General features: G+C 71.9%; 13 protein-coding genes. 8 read left to right on the forward strand and 5 right to left on the reverse strand.

Annotated elements, in window-relative coordinates; translation table 11 throughout:
• Positions 1-30 precede the first annotated feature (30 nt).
• The 3 genes from ACZ6SQ_RS25285 to ACZ6SQ_RS25295 are packed head-to-tail and all read left to right on the forward strand — an operon-like array spanning position 31 to position 2,516.
• Positions 31-627: a DUF5998 family protein gene (locus ACZ6SQ_RS25285; RefSeq protein WP_389327099.1), complete on the forward strand. Its 597-nt coding sequence runs from the start codon at positions 31-33 to the stop codon at positions 625-627.
• On the forward strand, positions 627-1,817 hold the full coding sequence (locus ACZ6SQ_RS25290; RefSeq protein ID WP_469565883.1) for an alkaline phosphatase family protein: 1,191 nt from the start codon (positions 627-629) through the stop codon (positions 1,815-1,817). The genes ACZ6SQ_RS25285 and ACZ6SQ_RS25290 overlap by 1 nt, the downstream gene beginning before the upstream one ends.
• A 45-nt stretch (positions 1,818-1,862) precedes the next feature.
• Positions 1,863-2,516, forward strand: coding sequence for a thymidine kinase (locus ACZ6SQ_RS25295; RefSeq protein ID WP_386382840.1), 654 nt, complete (start codon positions 1,863-1,865; stop codon positions 2,514-2,516).
• 25 nt (positions 2,517-2,541) lie between these two features.
• On the opposite strand, the gene ACZ6SQ_RS25300 is transcribed toward ACZ6SQ_RS25295, so the two are convergent.
• A complete protein-coding gene (locus ACZ6SQ_RS25300) occupies positions 2,542-3,345 on the reverse strand; it encodes a VOC family protein (protein WP_469565885.1) in 804 nt (267 codons plus the stop codon).
• Between the two features lie 303 nt (positions 3,346-3,648).
• Here ACZ6SQ_RS25300 and ACZ6SQ_RS25305 point away from each other — a divergent pair, with 303 nt between their 5' ends.
• Positions 3,649-4,500 carry a sulfurtransferase gene (locus ACZ6SQ_RS25305; RefSeq protein ID WP_469565886.1) on the forward strand — a complete coding sequence of 284 codons (852 nt, stop codon included), beginning with the start codon at positions 3,649-3,651 and terminating at the stop codon, positions 4,498-4,500.
• Between the two features lie 293 nt (positions 4,501-4,793).
• Here ACZ6SQ_RS25305 and sepH read toward each other — a convergent pair whose 3' ends face one another.
• From sepH to ACZ6SQ_RS25320, 3 genes are all read right to left on the reverse strand, one after another.
• Positions 4,794-5,828, reverse strand: a complete 1,035-nt coding sequence (gene sepH, locus ACZ6SQ_RS25310) for a septation protein SepH (protein ID WP_469565888.1) — start codon at positions 5,826-5,828, stop codon at positions 4,794-4,796.
• 592 nt (positions 5,829-6,420) lie between these two features.
• The gene (locus ACZ6SQ_RS25315) at positions 6,421-7,740 is read right to left on the reverse strand and encodes a D-arabinono-1,4-lactone oxidase (RefSeq protein ID WP_469565889.1); all 1,320 of its coding nucleotides are present in this window, start codon (positions 7,738-7,740) and stop codon (positions 6,421-6,423) included.
• Positions 7,700-8,938, reverse strand: coding sequence for an MFS transporter (locus ACZ6SQ_RS25320; RefSeq protein WP_469565891.1), 1,239 nt, complete (start codon positions 8,936-8,938; stop codon positions 7,700-7,702). Before ACZ6SQ_RS25320 ends, ACZ6SQ_RS25315 begins: the two co-directional genes overlap by 41 nt.
• A gap of 174 nt (positions 8,939-9,112) precedes the next feature.
• Here ACZ6SQ_RS25320 and ACZ6SQ_RS25325 point away from each other — a divergent pair, with 174 nt between their 5' ends.
• A complete protein-coding gene (locus ACZ6SQ_RS25325) occupies positions 9,113-10,240 on the forward strand; it encodes a ferrochelatase (protein ID WP_469565892.1) in 1,128 nt (375 codons plus the stop codon).
• Between the two features lie 8 nt (positions 10,241-10,248).
• Complete coding sequence (locus ACZ6SQ_RS25330; protein ID WP_469565893.1) at positions 10,249-11,064, forward strand: inositol monophosphatase family protein; 816 nt, start codon at positions 10,249-10,251, stop codon at positions 11,062-11,064.
• Between the two features lie 247 nt (positions 11,065-11,311).
• Here ACZ6SQ_RS25330 and ACZ6SQ_RS25335 read toward each other — a convergent pair whose 3' ends face one another.
• Positions 11,312-11,485 carry a hypothetical protein gene (locus ACZ6SQ_RS25335; protein WP_389326814.1) on the reverse strand — a complete coding sequence of 58 codons (174 nt, stop codon included), beginning with the start codon at positions 11,483-11,485 and terminating at the stop codon, positions 11,312-11,314.
• 423 nt (positions 11,486-11,908) lie between these two features.
• Here ACZ6SQ_RS25335 and ACZ6SQ_RS25340 point away from each other — a divergent pair, with 423 nt between their 5' ends.
• Both ACZ6SQ_RS25340 and ACZ6SQ_RS25345 read left to right on the forward strand, forming a co-directional pair.
• Positions 11,909-12,562: a response regulator transcription factor gene (locus ACZ6SQ_RS25340; protein ID WP_003993508.1), complete on the forward strand. Its 654-nt coding sequence runs from the start codon at positions 11,909-11,911 to the stop codon at positions 12,560-12,562.
• A 5-nt stretch (positions 12,563-12,567) separates the two neighbouring features.
• Complete coding sequence (locus tag ACZ6SQ_RS25345) at positions 12,568-13,815, forward strand: sensor histidine kinase (RefSeq protein ID WP_469565895.1); 1,248 nt, start codon at positions 12,568-12,570, stop codon at positions 13,813-13,815.
• The last annotated feature ends 356 nt before the right edge of the window (positions 13,816-14,171 follow it).

A 14,171-nucleotide genomic window follows, 5' to 3' on the forward strand; every position in this document is an offset into this window, starting at 1 on the left:
GGTCCCTCGCAGTCAGTGCGCCACCGTAGGATGGACGTCATGGCCAAGACCAGTACGACGACCCAGGGGCTGCGTGCGGCGATCGAGCGCAGCGGCTACTACCCGGCCCTCGTGGCCGAGGCGGTGGAGGCCGCCGTGGGCGGCGAGCCCATCCGGTCGTACCTGGTCCACCAGGAGACCACGTTCGACCAGAACGAGGTCCGCAGGCATGTGACCGTGCTCGTCCTCACCGGCAACCGTTTCATCGTCAGCCACACCGACGAGCAGGCCGCCGACACCACCTCCCCGACGCCGTACGCCACCACCTCCACGGAGTCGGTGAAGCTCGACCGGATCTCGTCGGTCGTGGTGAGCCGGGTCGTGGCCAACCCCGAGCAGTACGCGCCGGGCACCCTGCCCCGCGAGGTCGTGCTGACCATCGGCTGGGGCGCGGTCTCCCGCATCGACCTGGAGCCCGCGGCCTGCGGCGACCCCAACTGCGACGCCGACCACGGCTACACCGGCAGCTCCACGGCCGACGACCTCAGTCTGCGTGTGAGCGAGGCGGGGGACGGGCCGGAGACGGTGCGCCAGGCGCTCGTCTTCGCCCAGGCCATCTCCGAGGCCACCGCGGACACCGCCCGCTGATGGTGCACGCTGCCTCCTGGGACCACCCGGAACCCCTCGCCGTCGAGTCCGCGCCCGTACCCGAGTACGGCAGCGGCTCCCTCGCCGACCTGCTGCCCACGCTCGCCGCCGGCATGGGCGTGCCCGGCACGGCCGCGGCCATCCCCGAGCTGGCCGCCGCCGACCGCGCCTGCGTCTTCCTGATCGACGGCCTCGGCTGGGAGCAGCTGCGGGCGCACCCGGACGAGGCCCCGTTCATGGCCTCGCTGCTCTCGAGCTCGCGCGGCGGCACCGGCCGCCCGATCACCGCGGGCTACCCGGCGACCACCGCGACCTCCCTCGCCTCCGTCGGCACGGGTCTGCCGCCCGGCGCCCACGGCCTGCCCGGCTACACCGTGCGCAACCCGGCCACCGGCGAGCTGATGAACCAGCTCCGCTGGCAGCCCTACAGCGACCCGGTCGCCTGGCAGCCGTACCCCACCGTCTTCCAGCTCGCCTCCGACGCCGGTGTGCACGCGGCGCAGGTGTCCTCGCCGGCCTTCCAGAACACCCCGCTCACCAAGGTCGCCCTCAGCGGCGGCACCTTCCACGGGCGGCTGACCGGCGAGGAGCGCATGGACTTCGCGGCCGAGCAGCTGGCCGCCGCCGACCGCGCCCTGGTCTACACGTACTACGCCGAACTGGACGGCGCCGGGCACCGCTACGGCGTCGCCTCCGACACCTGGCGCGGCCAGCTGATGTACGTCGACCGGCTCGTGCAGCGCCTCGCCGAGCAGCTCCCGCCGCGCACCGCGTTGTACGTCACCGCCGACCACGGCATGATCGACGTTCCGTTCGACGAGCAGCACCGGATCGACTTCGACGAGGACTGGGAGCTCCAGGCCGGCGTCACCCTGCTCGGCGGCGAGGGCCGCGCCCGGCACGTCTACGCGCTTCCGGGCGCCGAGAACGACGTCCTGACCTGCTGGCGCGAGGTGCTCGGCGAGCAGTTCTGGGTGGCCTCCCGGGACGAGGCGATCGCGGCGGGCTGGTTCGGTCCGCACATCGACGAACGGGTGTACGGCCGGATCGGCGATGTCGTCGCGGCCGCCCGGGACGACGTCCTGATCATCGCCTCCGAGCGGGAGCCCAAGGAGTCGGCGATGGTCGGCAACCACGGCTCGATGACCCCGGTCGAGCAGCTCGTCCCGCTGCTCGAAGTACGCTCCTGACCCGTGCCCCGTACGTCCCCCACGCCGAAAGGTGCTCACTTTCCCATGCCCGAGCTGGTGTTCTTCTCCGGAACGATGGACTGCGGGAAGTCGACGCTGGCTCTCCAGATAGAGCACAACCGCTCCGCCCGAGGCCTCCAGGGCGTGATCCTCACCCGCAACGACCGCGCGGGCGAGGGCAAGCTCTCCTCGCGCCTCGGCCTGGTGACGGACGCGGTCGAGGTCGAGGACGGCACCGACCTCTACGCCTACCTGGTCGACCTCCTCTCGCAGGGCGGGCGCGCGGACTATGTGATCGCCGACGAGGCGCAGTTCCTCGCGGAGGAGCAGATCGACCAGCTCGCGCGGGTCGTCGACGACCTGGGCCTGGACGTCTACGCCTTCGGTATCACCACCGACTTCCGCTCCAAGCTCTTCCCCGGCTCCCAGCGCCTCGTGGAGCTCGCCGACCGCGTCGAGGTCCTCCAGGTCGAGGCCCTGTGCTGGTGCGGCGCCCGCGCCACCCACAACGCCCGTACCGTCGGCGGCGAGATGGTCGTCGAGGGCGCCCAGGTTGTCGTCGGCGACGTCACCCAGTCCGCCGACGAGATCGTCGGCTACGAGGTCCTCTGCCGCCGCCACCACCGCCGCCGTATGACCGCCGCCTCGGCCCGCGCGGCGGCGCTCTCCCCGGACGTCCTGCCGGTGCAGCCGGCCTGACGGCACCGGCCGCGCGGGCCGAGCGTCAGGCGTCGCTGCGGATCAGGGCGAAGCGGGCGCCCTCCGGGTCGGTGACGACGGCCGTGCGGCCCCACGGGCCGTCATGGGCCGGGGTGAGGACGTGGCCGCCGAGGGCCGTGAGCCGGGGGAGCGTCCCGTCGACGTCCGCGACCTCGAAGTACGTCAGCCAATGGGAGCCGCGGTCCCTCGGAAGGGCGTTGCCGACGCCGCGGATGTTGACGACGGGGCGGCCGCGCAGCAGCAGGGTGATGTCGTCCGAGTCGGGGGAGTCGGCCGGGCGGCGCTCGAAGCCGAAGACCGTCTCGTAGAACTTCAGGACGGTGGCGGACTCGAAGGTCAGCAGTTCGTTCCAGGCGGTCGAGCCGGGTACGCCGGTGACGGCGACGCCGAGGTACGAGGCCGCCTGCCAGACGCCGAACACCGCGCCCGAGGGGTCCGAGCCGATCGCGAGCCGTCCGGCCTCGTCGGCGTCCAGCGGCCCCACCCCGATCGTGCCGCCGCACAACCGGACGGTCTCGGCGGTCTGGTTCACGTCGTCCGAGGCCAGATAGGGCGTCCAGGCGATCGGCAGTTGCCGGTCCGGGGGCAGCTGACCGATGCCGGCCACCTCCCGGCCGTCCAGCACGGCCCTTACGTACGGCCCGAGTTGCTGCGGGCCCGGCCGGAACTCCCAGCCGAACAGTGCTCCGTAGAACTCCTGGGTCGAGGCCAGCCCGTGCACCATCAGGCTCACCCAGCAGGGCGTGCCGGGCGCGCGCCGGGCGTGTGCTGCGCCGTTCTGGCCGGCCGAACCCCGTGCCTCGGTCATCGTCACTCTCTCCTCGGCCCCTTCGCGGTGGCCGTGTCGCCTTCGCTCTGCGGATTCCGGTGCCGATGCTCGCACCACCCGTGGTCCGGTGCGCTCCGGGCGCGCCGCCGTGGTGCGGCCGGTGAGCCGCTCCACGCCGGAGGATGCCCGGCGCGCGGGTCCCCGGCCGTTTCCGTGTGATTGCCGACGGGTGGAGATCGGCTGTACAGCATGTGCCCGATTCCGTACGTGCGGTGACCGGTCAGGTCCGGCAGAGTAGCCGGACCTGGACGCTCGGGCCACCCCGTGCGCAAGGATGGGGCCATGAACGCCATCATCTCCGCACCCGAACTCGCGAGCGAACTGACCGGTGAGAACCCGCCGGTGGTGCTCGACGTCCGCTGGCAGCTCAGCCTCGCCAAGGCCGCGGGCGAACCGCCCTTCGACGGGCGCGCCGAGTACGCCGCCGGACACGTTCCCGGCGCGGTCTTCGTCGACCTGGACCGGGAGTTGGCCTCCGAGCCGGGCACGAACGGGCGGCATCCGCTGCCGGATGTGACCGAATTCGGTGCCGCGATGCGCCGCGCGGGCGTCACCCCCGCGCGAGGTGTGGTCGTGTACGACGGCGGCCAGGGCTGGGCGGCGGCGCGGGCCTGGTGGCTGCTGCGGTGGACCGGTCACCCGGACGTGCGTGTTCTGGACGGCGGGTTGCCGGCCTGGGAGGGCCCGTTGTCGACCGACCGCCCGGCGCCCGCCGAGGGCGATTTCCGGCCGGCCCCGGGTGCCGTCGGGCTGCTCGACGCCGACGGGGCGGCCGGACTCGCCCGTTCCGGCGTCCTGTTCGACGCCCGAGCGGGCGCGCGCTACCGGGGCGAGGTCGAGCCCATCGACCCGGTCGGCGGCCACATCCCCGGCGCGGTGTCCGCCCCGACCGACGACAACGTGGCCGGGGACGGCCGCTTCCTGTCCCCCGAGGCCCTGCGCCAGCGCTTCACGGCCCTCGGCGCCGGGGACGGCACCCAGGTCGGCGTCTACTGCGGTTCCGGCGTCTCCGGCGCCCACGAGGTGCTCGCCCTCGCCGTCGCGGGCATTCCGGCGGCCCTGTACGTCGGTTCGTGGTCGGAGTGGTCCCGAGACCCGTCCCGTCCGGTGGCGGTGGGCCCGGACCCGCAGTGACGCGGGCGGAGACCGCGGGGCGCCCGGGGCGTGGGCCCCGCGCCGACGGGTGAGACGCCCTCGGTGTCGCGGCCGACGCCCAAGGGCCGACGCCCAAGGGCCGTCGGCCGAACCGCCGTTGGACGGGGTTCCCCGCGCCGGCGCCGCTCTCTTCGAGACAGGACAGGACGACACACGACCTGGCGCCCCGCACAGCGTGAAGCAGCCATCCCGACGGCGACGGCGTCAACCCGCGCGCGGGCCCTGTCACTCGGCGGAGCGCTACTCCTGCACCGCTCCGCGCTGCTCCTGAGCTACTCCTGCTTCTTGCGGCGCGTGCCGAAGACGATCTCGTCCCAGCTCGGGACGGCAGCCCGACGGCCCGGCCGGACGCCGTCGGCCTCGGCCTGGCGGTCGGTGGCGCCGACGAGACGGTCGCGATGGCTGCCGACGGAGCGCGGCATGAGGACGTCCGCGTAGGCGGAGCCGGCCGAGGCCGCGGGGGCCGGGGGCTCCTCCGTCACCGGCTCGTCGACGGGCTCCTCCACGGGCTCCGCGGAGGGCAGCTCCGGCACCACCAGGTCGCCCCGGAAGCTCGGCACCGCCTCCAGCAGACTCGTCAGCGAGTCCCGCTCGCTCGCGGTCTCCTCCACGGGTTCCGGCGCGGGCGCGGGCAGGATCGGCCGCTCGCGGTCGGCCGTACGGTCCAGCGGGCGGTCACGCGGCAGCCGGGCGATCCGCGGTACGAACGGAAAGCTGGGCTCCGGCGAACCGAGGTCGTCGGACTCGCCGATCAGCGAGCGCGCCTCGGAGTCGACGGCCTGCACGAGCCGCCGGGGCGGGTCGTACGTCCAGCTCGCGGAGTGCGGCTCCCCGGCGACGCGGTAGACCAGCAGGACCTCCCACGTGCCGTCGTCGCGGCGCCAGGAGTCCCACTGCACGGTGTCCTTCTCGGCGCCGCGCAGCAGCAGTCGCTCCTGGACGGCCTCGCCCAGCAGCGGGCCGGAGTTCTCGCCGGGGCGCCGTACGGGTGTCTTGCGGGCGCGCTCGGCCATGAAGGCGCGCTCGGCCAGCACGGGGCCCTCGAAACGCCGTACGCGATCGACGGGGATGCCGGCCATCTGGGCGACCTCTTCCGCGGTCGCGCCGGCGCGTATACGCGCCTGGATGTCGCGGGGGCGGAGATGACTCTCCACCTCGATCTCGATCTGGCCGAGGCGGGGACGGTCGCCGCGCACGGCGGCGCGGAGCCGCTCATCGATCGGAAGCGTGTACTCCGTACTGTCCGCAGCCTTCAGCACCAGCCGTGTGCCGTCATTGGAGACGGCCACGACACGCAGTTCGGGCATGGGGACCTCCCGGGTGGTGCCTGCCGACGTCACGTGCGTCGCTGCTTCCGCTAGTCGAGTGTGGCCTGCCCGGGTGCAGCCTGCCACAACCTTGCCGAGTTGCCCGGCGTGTCGGGCACGGGCCCTGGACCGCCGTTATGGCACGGTTACCTATTCGCAACGCTAAGTGACCAACTCCGTCACCCTGTGCAACAAGCCCCCTCCCGGCGGTCCTTGAAGGTCGTGGACACCCTGGCGGGAGGCCGGACCCAGGGCTCGCAACAGTACTCCATTCGGGCCATGTGCGGTGATGGGCACACCGCTCAACTTCCCCCGGAACGCGGGAGTAGGCCGCCTCGGGCGGATTTCCTGATCTTGAGCGTGGCGCACTTCACGCAATCGACAGAAACGGAACGAACTGTTTCGACCGTACGTCCCTCTCTCGTACGGTCCGTCGAGTGCGTGGCGGAAAGGGGGTGGAATTCCGGAATGCGTGAAAGGCCCGACAAGGAAGGCGAGTTGTGGGTCGGCGTCCTCCGGCATTCCCTCCAGCGCGCGGGGAAGCGGATCTGTGACACCCGCCGCCCCGGCGCCCTGTGCCCCGCCGCCTCCGTCACGCCCCCAGGACCCGCCGCAGGTAGTCGTTCTGGAACAGTCGCTGCGGATCCAGCCGGTCCCGCAGCTTCGTGAACTCCCCGAAGCGCGGGTAGACGCCGGCGAAGTACTCGGCGTCGCGCGTGTGCACCTTGCCCCAGTGCGGTCGCCCCTCGTGCGCGGTGAAGATGCGCTCGGCGGCGGTGAAGTACTCCTGGTAGGGCGTGCCCCGGAACATATGGACGGCGATGTACGCGCTGTCCCGGCCCGACGCGGTGGACAGGGCGATGTCGTCGGCCGGGGCGGTGCGCACCTCGACGGGGAAGCTGACGCGCAGCCGCGAGCGGTCGACCATGGCCCTCAGCTCGCGCAGGGTGTCGACCAGCGCCTCGCGCGGAACGGCGTACTCCATCTCCACGAACCGCACGCGCCGCGGCGAGGTGAAGACCTTGTAGGGGATGTCGGTGTAACTGCGGGCCGACAGCGCGGTGCTGGCGATCCTGGCGATCGAGGGGATCGTGCCGGGTGCCGCGCGGCCGACCCACTGGGCGGCCTGGAAGACGCCGTTGGAGAGGAACTCGTCCTCGAACCAGCCCGCGAGCCGGCTCACCGGCTGCTCCGGGCCCGCGCTGCGGTTGTTGCGCTTGGTGCTGGTGTTCCCGGTGTGGGGGAACCAGTAGAACTCGAAGTGCTCGTTCTCGGCCCACAGCTGGTCGAACTCGGAGAGCACGCGGTCCAGCGGCATCGGCTCCTCGCGCGCGGTGAGCAGGAAGACCGGCTCCACGGCGAAGGTGATGGCGGTGACGATGCCCAGGGCGCCCAGGCCGATGCGGGCGGCGGCGAAGACGTCCGGGTTCTCCGTCTCCGAGCAGGTGAGCACCGAGCCGTCGGCCAGGACCAGCTCCAGGCCCTTGATCTGCGCGGCGATGGAGGCCGACGTACGGCCGGTGCCGTGGGTGCCGGTGCTGGTGGCGCCGGAGACGGTCTGCTCCATGATGTCGCCCATGTTGGTGAGCGACAGCCCCTCGCGCGCGAGGGCCATGTTGAGTCTCTTGAGCGGGGTGCCCGCCTCGACCGTGACCGTCATGGTGTCCCGGTCGATGGTGCGGATGCCCGTCAACAGTTGAGGGCGGATCAACACACCGTCGGTGGCCGCTATGGACGTGAAGGAGTGGCCGCTGCCTATGGGCTTGACCTTCAGCCCTTCCCGCGCCGCCGAGCGCACCACGGCGGCCAGTTCCTCCACCGAGGCGGGTGTGGCCTCCCGCGCGGGACGGGCGCTGACGTTGCCGCCCCAGTTACGCCACGTGCCGTTCTTCCCGCTCGCTGTGCTGCTCAACGGTGCCTCCCCGACCCGGAGCCGGCTTGCCGAGCCGGCGGTAGCCAAGGAAACCCACCGCGACCGCGACGGCCCCGGCGGCCGCCGGAACCACGTACCCGGTGCGCGCGCCCGAGGCGTCGATCACCCAGCCGGCGACCGAGGAGCCCACCGCGATCCCGACCGCCAGCCCGGTGCTCACCCAGGTCATGCCCTCGGTCAGCCGTGCGCGGGGTACGTGCTGCTCGATGAGGGACATGGTGGTGATCATCGTGGGAGCGATGGCCAGACCCGCAACGAACAGCGCCACGGCCAGAAACGGCAAGTTTCCGACCAGTAGGAGGGGGATCATACTCACGGCCATCGCACAGACGCCCAGCAGCCAGCGGCGCTCGGGCGCTCCCTCGAACTGCAGCAGCCCGAACACCACGCCCGCGGCACAGGAACCCGCCGCGTACAGCGCGAGCACGACGCTCGCGGCGGCCTTGTGGCCCTGCTCCTCCGCGAAGGCGACGGTGACCACGTCGACCGCGCCGAAGATCGTGCCGGTGGCCACGAACGTGCCGACCAGCACCTGGAGGCCGGGGGAGCGCAGTGCCGTGCCGCCGCCGTGGTGTTCGCGCGGATGCGGCTCGGGCTCGGTGGCGCGCTGCGCGGTCAGCCAGAAGACACCCGCCGCCAGAAAGCACGCGGCGAGCAGCGGCCCGGCCTCCGGGAACCAGACGGTGGACAGACCGATGGAGATGATCGGCCCGAAGATGAAGCAGATCTCGTCCACCACGGACTCGAAGGAGTACGCGGTGTGCAGCTGCGGGGTGCCGCGGTACAGGGCCGCCCAGCGGGCCCGGATCATCGCACCGACGCTCGGCACGCAGCCGATCCCCACACAGGACACGAACAGCACCCAGTCCGGCCACCCGTAGTGCGCGGCCAGCAGCAGCACCGCGCCCGCGCTCAGCGACAGCAGGGTCGCCGGCCGCAGCACCCGGCGCTGCCCGTGCAGGTCGACCAGCCGCGAGATCTGGGGCCCGGCCACCGCCGCGGAGAGCGCGATGGTCGCCGACAGCGCGCCGGCCAGGCCGTACCGGCCGGTCAGCTGCGACACCATGGTCACCACGCCGATGCCCATCATCGACAGCGGCATGCGGCCGAGGAAGCCCGCCGCGGAGAAGGCTCTGGTGCCGGGGGCGGCGAACAAGGCGCGATAAGGGCTTGGCACGGGGCACTCCGAGGGAACGGGACGCCGCGTCCGGGACACGGACAGGGCGCGGGGCGGCGACTCAGTAAGGCACGAAGTGAACCCACACAGCTTACGAGTTAGGTAACCCTAACGCACCCCTCGGGAGTGGGTGGCGGTTTCCCGGCCGTCAGTGGCTGGTGGCAGGATCGAGGCATGCCAGACGCGCTCGAAGTCAGCCCCTACGACGCCCTGCTCCTGCTCTCCTTCGGCGGTCCCGAAGGCCCGGACGACGTGGTCCCGTTCCTGGAGAACGTGACGCGGGGCCGGGGCATCCCCAAGGAACGCCTCAAGGAGGTCGGGCAGCACTACTTCCTCTTCGGCGGGGTCAGCCCGATCAACGACCAGAACCGCGCCCTGCTGGACGCCCTGCGCAAGGACTTCGCCGAGCACGGCCTGGACCTGCCGGTCTACTGGGGCAATCGCAACTGGGCGCCGTATCTGACCGACACCCTGCGCGAGATGGTCGCCGACGGGCGGCGCCGGATCCTCGTCCTGGCCACCAGCGCCTACGCCTCGTACTCCGGCTGCCGCCAGTACCGCGAGAACCTCGCCGACGCGCTGGCCACGCTCCAGGGCGAGGGTCTCGAACCGCCCCGGGTCGACAAGCTGCGGCACTACTTCAACCACCCGGGCTTCGTCGAGCCGATGATCGAGGGCGTCCTGGCCTCGCTCGCCGACCTGCCCGAGGACGTCCGCGCGGGCGCCCACATCGCCTTCACCACCCACTCGATCCCCGACTCCGCCGCGGACACCTCAGGACCCGTCGAGGGCCACGGCGACGGCGGCGCGTACGTGGCGCAGCACCTGGAGGTGGCCCGGCTGATCGCGGAGGCGGTCCGCGAGCGCACCGGAGCCGAGCACCCCTGGCAGCTCGTGTACCAGTCCCGCTCCGGCGCCCCGCACATCCCGTGGCTGGAGCCCGACATCTGCGACCACCTCGAGGAGCGGCACACCGCGGGGGTGCCGGCCGTGGTGATGGCCCCCATCGGCTTCGTCTCGGACCACATGGAGGTCCTGTACGACCTCGACACCGAGGCCGCCGCCAAGGCCGCCGAGCTCGGTCTGCCCGTGCGCCGCTCGGCCACGGTCGGCGCCGACCCGCGCTTCGCGGCCGCCGTCCGCGACCTGATCCTGGAGCGTGCCGCCGTCGAGCGCGGCCAGGAGGTCGCGCCGTGCGCCCTGGGCGCGCTCGGCGCGAGCCACGACCTCTGCCCCGTCGGCTGCTGCCCGGCCCGTGCCCCCCGCCCGGCCGCCGCGGGCGCCGACAGCCCCTTCGCCTGAGGAGCGACGTGACCGACCCCCTGCACACGGAACTGCTCCGGCTCGCCCAGGAGGCCGCCCGCCGCGCGGGCGCCCTGCTGCGTGACGGCCGCCCCGCCGACCTCGCGGTGGCCGCCACCAAGTCGAGCCCCATCGACGTCGTCACCGAGATGGACATCGCGGCGGAGAAGCTGATCACCGGCTATCTCTCCGAACATCGCCCGCAGGACGGCTTCCTCGGCGAGGAGGGCGCCTCCAGCGACGGCACCTCGGGCGTCCGCTGGGTCATCGACCCGCTCGACGGCACGGTCAACTACCTCTACGGACTGCCCACCTGGTCCGTCTCCGTCGCGGCCGAGCAGGACGGCGAGACCGTGGTCGGCGTGGTCGCGATCCCCATGCGGGGCGAGACCCATTGCGCGGTGCGCGGGCGCGGTGCCTGGGCCACCGGCGCCTGGGAGGGTGAGCGCGCCCTCGCCTGCCGACCCGCGCCCCCGCTGGACCAGGCGCTGGTGTCGACCGGCTTCAACTACGTCTCCGAGGTCCGTACCCACCAGGCCGAGGTCGCCCACCGGCTGATCCCGCTGCTGCGCGACATCCGGCGCGGCGGTTCGGCCGCGGTCGACCTGTGCGACGTGGCCGCCGGGCGCCTCGACGGCTACTACGAACGGGGCCTGAACGCCTGGGACTACGCGGCGGGTGACCTGATCGCGCGGGAGGCGGGCGCGCTGACCGGCGGACGCCCCTCGGAGCGCCCCTCGCGCGCTCTCACGGTCGCCGCCACCCCGGGCGTCTTCGAGCCCCTCCAGCGCCTCCTGGAGGACTTCGGAGCCTGGCACGACTAGAGCGGTCCCGCCGATGTCCCCGGGTGCCTGCAGGCCCCCGGGACGGGGTCCACAGTGCCCGGCAGAGCTGTCGACCCCGGGACGGGGCCACAGCGCCCCGGCGAAGCCGCAGGCCGCCCCCGGGGCGGGACCACAGTGCCCGGCAAGAAGCCGCAGGCCCCGGGACAGGACCACGGCGCCCCCGGCACAGCAGCGGGCCCCCGGTGCTGGATTCACCGGGGGCCCGCCGTCTTACGCGAAGATCAGGTCAGACGCGGTACGCGCCGACCTCCACACCGTGTTCGGCCGCGAGGCGGCGCAGGTCGTCGAGCTCGCCCTGCTCCACCTCGACGAGGAAGTCGTCGCCGTCGTTCCGGGCCCGCGTCAGGTCGGACTCGGTCGCCTTTATGCGCTGCAGAAGTCCTGTGGTGAATGCGTCCATGCTGCGCCCCCTCGTCCTGGGTCGTGGGTCGATGGCACGGGGGTGTGCCGGATGGGAAGGGGCGATCACGTCTCCCGTGGCTGCCCGGGCGTACCGTGCCGGGCGGCTACGGTGCCAGGACCTCCACGCCCGCTCCGCGGCAAGCGGAACACGACGTACCGCATGGTGCTGCGGCACAAGCAGAGTGTGATCGCGGGGTGTAATCCGTCCTCCCCGTGCTCCCCTCCGCGGAAACCTCAACAGCCCGAGAAAATCTGGCATTCCCGGCCCGGCCGACCGCAGTCCCCGGCCCCGCCATCTCCCGCTCACCTCGCCTTACCTCCGACTTATGGCCGAAAAGGGCAGGATGGACGCCAACACACCCACCAAGCCCCTGCCCGCGTGCGCTCCGCTACGCGGGTGGACATCAGGAAGGACAGCGACGTGCGCGTACTCGTCGTCGAGGACGAGCAGCTGCTCGCCGATGCGGTGGCCACCGGACTGCGCCGGGAGGCCATGGCCGTCGACGTCGTGTACGACGGCGCGGCAGCCCTGGAGCGCATCGGTGTCAACGACTACGACGTGGTCGTCCTCGACCGCGACCTGCCCCTGGTCCACGGCGACGACGTCTGCCGCAAGATCGTCGAGCTCGGCATGCCCACGCGCGTGCTGATGCTCACCGCGTCCGGTGACGTCAGCGACCGCGTCGAGGGCCTGGAGATCGGCGCCGACGACTACCTTCCCAAGCCCTTCGCCTTCAGCGAGCTGATCGCGCGCGTGCGCGCCCTGGGACGGCGCACCAGCGTGCCGCTGCCGCCCGTCCTGGAGCGGGCCGGCATCAAGCTCGACCCCAACCGCCGCGAGGTCTTCCGCGACGGCAAGGAGGTGCAGCTCGCGCCGAAGGAGTTCGCCGTCCTGGAGGTGCTCATGCGCAGCGAGGGCGCGGTGGTCTCCGCGGAGCAGCTGCTGGAGAAGGCCTGGGACGAGAACACCGACCCGTTCACCAACGTGGTGCGGGTGACCGTGATGACCCTGCGCCGCAAGCTGGGCGAGCCTCCGGTGATCGTCACGGTCCCCGGTTCCGGCTACCGGATCTGATCCCCGTGGCCACGACCCCCGCGCCCCCGCAGGCGCCTCCGAAACCCACCTGGGACCCGCGACGGCAGGAGATCCCCTTCCCCTGGCTGCGCCCGACGATCCGGATACGGCTCACGCTGCTGTACGGCGGGATGTTCCTGATCGCCGGGATCATGCTGCTGTCGATCATCTACCTGCTGGCGGCCCAGGCCCTGAACTCGGGCAACGAGCCGCTGTTCAAGATCGTCGGCGGCAAGGACATCGAGGTCATCAGCAGCAGCTGTCCGGCGATCAACACCGACAACCTTCCGCTGAGCGCGTTCAACGAGGCGATCAGCGAGTGCACCGACCACCAGCGCCGGGACGCCCTGGACAACCTCCTCAGCCGCTCGCTGCTGGCCCTTCTCGGGCTCGCCGTGATCGCCTTCGCTTTCGGCTACGCGATGGCGGGCCGGGTGCTGTCGCCGCTGGGCCGGATCACCCGCACCGCCCGTCAGGTGGCCGGCTCGGACCTGTCCCGCCGGATCGAGCTGGACGGCCCGGACGACGAGCTGAAGGAGCTCGCCGACACCTTCGACGACATGCTGGAGCGCCTCCAGCGGGCCTTCACGGCCCAGCAGCGCTTCGTCGGCAACGCCTCGCACGAACTGCGCACCCCGCTGGCGATCAACCGCACGCTGCTGGAGGTGCATCTCTCCGACCCGGACGCGCCGGTGGAGCTCCAGCAGCTCGGCAAGACGCTGCTGGCCACCAACGAGCGCAGCGAGCAGCTCGTGGAGGGCCTTTTGCTGCTCGCCCGCAGCGACAACCAGATCGTGGAGCGCAAGCCGGTCGACCTCGCCGAGGTGGCCTCGCAGGCGGTCGACCAGGTGCACGCCGAGGCGGACGCCAAGGGCGTGGAGATCCGCGGCACGCGCGCGCCCGCGGTGGTCCAGGGCAACGGCGTGCTGCTGGAGCGGATCGCCCTGAACCTCGTCCAGAACGCCGTGCGCTACAACGTCGCAGAGGGGGGCTGGGTGGAGGTCGCCACCGAGGTGCAGCACGGCCGGGCGGTGCTGGTGGTGTCGAACACGGGGCCGGTCGTTCCGGCCTACGAGGTCGACAATCTCTTCGAGCCGTTCCGCCGGCTGCGCACCGAGCGCACCGGCAGCGACAAGGGGGTCGGGCTTGGTCTGTCCATCGTGCGGTCCGTGGCACGGGCGCACGGCGGGCATATCGCGGCCCAGCCGAGGGAGGGAGGAGGGCTCGTGATGCGAGTCACCTTCCCTGTCTGAGATCATGTCGCCGACACACGCGGGGATGTTCGCTTTGCGCGGAATTTTCCGGGCACTCGGTGAGGTTCCACGTGTGTGATCGATCACAAAGGCGAATTTCCAGCCATCTACTCTCCGTGATCATGTGGACCGTCGGAAAGTCGGGAAAATCCGTGTTTTCCGGGGTCTTGATCACGGGAAGTACACGGGGAGGCGCCTTTGAAGTGCAGGGATAGGGCCGTGTACGGTCCCGATCGCCACCTAAACCGATCACTCGTGAGGAGTCCGGTTGGGTGTCGATTGAGTAACAGACCTTGATGTGAGGCAAAATCTCCGCCTCAGGTCGGGCACAAGTCCGGCCTCTCACGCGTTACGTG

The organism is Streptomyces sp. NPDC048600, assembly GCF_055587025.1.

Coding starts and splice junctions, on each gene's coding strand:
- ACZ6SQ_RS25295 (WP_386382840.1), top strand. CDS start 1,863: ATGCCCGAGCTGGTGTTCTTCTCCGGAACGATGGACTGCGGGAAGTCG.
- ACZ6SQ_RS25325 (WP_469565892.1), top strand. CDS start 9,113: ATGCCAGACGCGCTCGAAGTCAGCCCCTACGACGCCCTGCTCCTGCTC.
- ACZ6SQ_RS25335 (WP_389326814.1), bottom strand. CDS start 11,485: ATGGACGCATTCACCACAGGACTTCTGCAGCGCATAAAGGCGACCGAG.
- ACZ6SQ_RS25290 (WP_469565883.1), top strand. CDS start 627: ATGGTGCACGCTGCCTCCTGGGACCACCCGGAACCCCTCGCCGTCGAG.
- ACZ6SQ_RS25305 (WP_469565886.1), top strand. CDS start 3,649: ATGAACGCCATCATCTCCGCACCCGAACTCGCGAGCGAACTGACCGGT.
- sepH (WP_469565888.1), bottom strand. CDS start 5,828: ATGCCCGAACTGCGTGTCGTGGCCGTCTCCAATGACGGCACACGGCTG.
- ACZ6SQ_RS25285 (WP_389327099.1), top strand. CDS start 31: ATGGACGTCATGGCCAAGACCAGTACGACGACCCAGGGGCTGCGTGCG.
- ACZ6SQ_RS25300 (WP_469565885.1), bottom strand. CDS start 3,345: ATGACCGAGGCACGGGGTTCGGCCGGCCAGAACGGCGCAGCACACGCC.